Here is a 3,361-nt window from a genome sequence, read left to right on the forward strand (position 1 = left end):
TCATGGCCGACGATGACCACCGCAATGCCCGGCACGACGCCCGTCTCGGCGATCAGCCTGTCCGCCTCGGCCTTAACCTTGGCAACCACATCCGCCGCTACAACCTTGCCGTCTATTACAGATGCCATTTTCCTGTTATCCCTCCCGAGATGCTCATCCGGCCGACGTCCGGCTACTGCCTTGCCACCCGAACACGGGTCGCCAAAAGAGCATTTGCGTATTCCCCATTTCTAACAGCGATGCCTCGCGAAAGTCAACTGCTGTTCAATATTCTTTCATACAAAGAAATATCACTGATGCCCGGGCCCGCTTGTCGAAGCTACTGAAAAATAAGGATTTTCCCAAAATGCAGAAGGCCGGCATGGAGCCGGCCTTCCATTTTTCAGATCGATTTCGTCAGATGACGAAGAACCAGTTCGCCAGCAGCACCACGGAAATTCCGCCTGCCAGGGTGAGGTAGGGAAGAATGCCTGCCTTGCGGTTCTTCAGGTCTTCCTGGGTGATGCCGAGATCATCCAGCATGTGGGTCGGGAAGCGCCCGCCATCCTGGATGTAATGCCTGAAGCAGAACACCGGGATGATCAGCGCTGCGGCGATGAAGCCAGCCCACAGTGCCCACGGGTTCCACACCTTGGCGCCGGCACCCATGAACATCGCATTGACGAAGGACAGCATGCCGCCGATCGCGATGAGGAAGGTCGGGGCGCGCCACGGACGATGGATATGGCCATTGTCGATGCGGTGGATCCAGCCCGAGTTGAGGTTCAGGAAGTTGAAGATGATGTAGCCACAGTTGGAAACGGCGAGGATGAAGAAGAAGCTTGCCGCATCCGCGCAGGCAATGGCGAGAAGACCGAGGTTGAAGATCAGGTCGGTCCACATCGCCCTGGTCGGCGCACCGTGGTGGTTGACGTGCGAGAGGTAGCGCGGCAGCCAGCCATCGACCGAACCCTGGTAGAGGGTGCGCGAGGAGCCGGCCATCGCCGTGTTGATGGCCAGCATCAGCGCCAGGATCATCAGCATGATCATGATCGAGGTGACGAAGCCGGAACCACCGACCATCTGCGCCATCGCATGGCCGACACCCGAACCGTCGACGATGTCGGCGGCCAGCATGCCTTCAAGGCCGAGCACGCCTTGGAAGGTGAACGGCACCAGCGTATAGAGCAGCAGGCAGAGCAGGCCCGAGTAAAGGATCGCGCGCACCGTGTCGCGGCCCGGGTTCTTGAACTCGCTGGTGAAGCAGATCGAGGTCTCGAACGCGTAGGCCGACCATGCGGCGATGAACAGGCCGCCGAACACCAGCGTCCAGCCGGAGATGTTCCATTCGCCGGGCGCCGGAACATAAGCCTCGGCCAGCGGAACGAAGGGCGTGTAGTTGTCCCAGTTGATCTGGCCGGTGACGATCGGCACGATGCCGACGATCAGCATCGGGATGATGACGGCGAGGCCAATGTACTTCTGGACGTTGGCCGTGCCGAGAATGCCGCGGTGCTGGATCGCGAAGGTGATCAGCATCAGGACCGCGCCGATCACGAAGACCGAGTTGAACGAGAACGACACCGGGCCGAGCGAGCCGCTATAAAGCGTCCACTCGCGGATCGCCGGCGTGCCGGCAGCGGTCAGCGCGGTGATCGCATCTGCCGCAGCCTTGCCGGCATTGGCCGGATCGGCGAGCCAGGCGACAACCTCGGGCGAGGCGTCGGTGAAGGCCGGGATCGGCGCAAGTGCGTTCAGGATGTAGGCGGCCGCGATCGAGCAGCCCAGCGAAAGCACGGGCGTCCACGCCAGCCAGTTGCACCACACCGACAGCGGCGCGATGAACTTCGAATAGCGCAGCCAAGCGGTTGCGCCGTACACGGAAGCGCCGCCCGACTTGCTCGGGAACAGGCCGGCGATCTCGGCATAGGTGCAGGCCTGGATCAGGCCGAAGCACACCGACACGATCCAGATCGTGTAGGCCGGAATGCCGACGGTGCCGGAAATACCGCCGATGGAGAAAAGCACGAGCGCAGGCACGCCGCTGGCCACCCAGAATGCGCCGCGCCAGTCGATAGTTCGATGTAGTTGTCCCGCTTCCGCAGAATGCGGTTCTGCAATCACGCTCATGGCGATGTCCCCTTACTGCATTTTTGAGATGTTGGATGCCTGCGCCGAATCTCCCAAAGGGCGCGAGGCATCTGTAGTTTCCGCTCAGTTTTATTTCTTTCTTGTTGGTGAACATCAGCCGAATTTGCCCTTTCGTCAAGAGGTTTGTAGGCTTTGCGCCCATTTCAAAACGGGGATCGGCACCGGCATCGACAGCGGTTTCGACGCAAAACCCCTGTACTAAAAGGAAAAAATAATTCATGCTGTGAATTGCCGTCACCAATCCGTCATGATCGGGACGATCGTGTGGAACCATGAATCGAGGCTATGGCGGCGTCGGGAGGTCACTTGGGCAGATGAGCATCGACAGGATGCAACGGGAACCGGAAGCAGGTCAGGGGAGGCGCTTGTGACGTCTGCCGTGAAATTCCGTGTGCTCGTCGCGGAACGCAACCCCCTGGTGGTGTCGGCGCTGGCCGACATGATCACGCGCGACGGCCGCTTCGACCTCGCCGGCACGGTGCAGACCGGGGAAGACTTCCTGCGCGAACTGTCGTCGCCCAACCGAAGCTTCGATCTGGCCGTGCTCGGCTGGAAACTGTCCGACATGGACAGCGGCGAAGTGCTCGCCGAAATGCAGCGCCGTGCGCTCGAGGCGCGCATCGTCATCTTCTCGAACGACCACGACGTCGCCATCCTCAAGCAATGCGTGCGGCTCGGCGTGCAGGGCTATTGCTACCAGTTCGACGACCCGCAAATCCTGTTCGACACGCTGATGGCGGTCGCGCACGGACGCATCTGCATCCCCTATGTCGATGTCTCCAAGATCAACGACACACCTCTGTCGCGGCTGACGACGCGCGAACGCGAACTGCTCTCCGTGCTCGCCGACGGCTGGACAAACCTGCAGATCGCCTCGCGCACCGGCATTTCGGAAAACACCGTCAAATACCACCTGAAAAACCTCTACGACAAACTCGACGTCAGGAACCGCGCCATGGCGGTCGCCCTTTATGCCGGCGCCAAGAAGCGCGGGAGTTCGCCAAACCCACAGTAAATCCCGGTGACAACGGGTTTTCCGCGCCCTTCAATGTCGGCGAGAGCGCGAAAGCTGCAAAACCGGTCTTGCAGTCGCCGTCAAATGCAACTATTCTCCACAATTAAATATATTTACGCATAGGAAAATCTAACCCCGGGGCTGTTGCTGATATGACCTCGTATCCTGGAATAGTGAGTGGTCCGCCGCGTCCGAGTCTGGTTTTGCGGCCCGGGA

The 3,361-nt window shown here is 60.2% G+C and carries 3 protein-coding genes and 1 pseudogene; 2 read left to right on the forward strand and 2 right to left on the reverse strand.

Annotated features, from left to right (window positions below):
* Together ACODTY_RS23565 and ACODTY_RS23570 are read right to left on the reverse strand one after the other, a co-directional pair.
* Positions 1–128 (reverse strand): annotated as a pseudogene (locus tag ACODTY_RS23565) (bifunctional methylenetetrahydrofolate dehydrogenase/methenyltetrahydrofolate cyclohydrolase); the annotation flags it as partial.
* Between the two features lie 268 nt (positions 129–396).
* A complete protein-coding gene (locus tag ACODTY_RS23570) occupies positions 397–2,109 on the reverse strand; it encodes a trimethylamine N-oxide permease (protein WP_488996604.1) in 1,713 nt (570 codons plus the stop codon).
* Between ACODTY_RS23570 and ACODTY_RS23575 the strand changes: the two genes are divergently transcribed.
* Together ACODTY_RS23575 and ACODTY_RS23580 are read left to right on the forward strand one after the other, a co-directional pair.
* Positions 2,108–2,332, forward strand: a complete 225-nt coding sequence (locus tag ACODTY_RS23575; RefSeq protein WP_488996605.1) for a hypothetical protein — start codon at positions 2,108–2,110, stop codon at positions 2,330–2,332. The genes ACODTY_RS23570 and ACODTY_RS23575 overlap by 2 nt on opposite strands.
* 165 nt (positions 2,333–2,497) lie before the next feature.
* Positions 2,498–3,145 carry a LuxR C-terminal-related transcriptional regulator gene (locus tag ACODTY_RS23580; protein WP_488996606.1) on the forward strand — a complete coding sequence of 216 codons (648 nt, stop codon included), beginning with the start codon at positions 2,498–2,500 and terminating at the stop codon, positions 3,143–3,145.
* Positions 3,146–3,361: the final 216 nt, after the last annotated feature.

The sequence above is a fragment of the Mesorhizobium sp. FG116 genome (assembly GCF_057809835.1).

Coding starts and splice junctions, on each gene's coding strand:
- ACODTY_RS23575 (WP_488996605.1), top strand. CDS start 2,108: ATGGCGATGTCCCCTTACTGCATTTTTGAGATGTTGGATGCCTGCGCC.
- ACODTY_RS23570 (WP_488996604.1), bottom strand. CDS start 2,109: ATGAGCGTGATTGCAGAACCGCATTCTGCGGAAGCGGGACAACTACAT.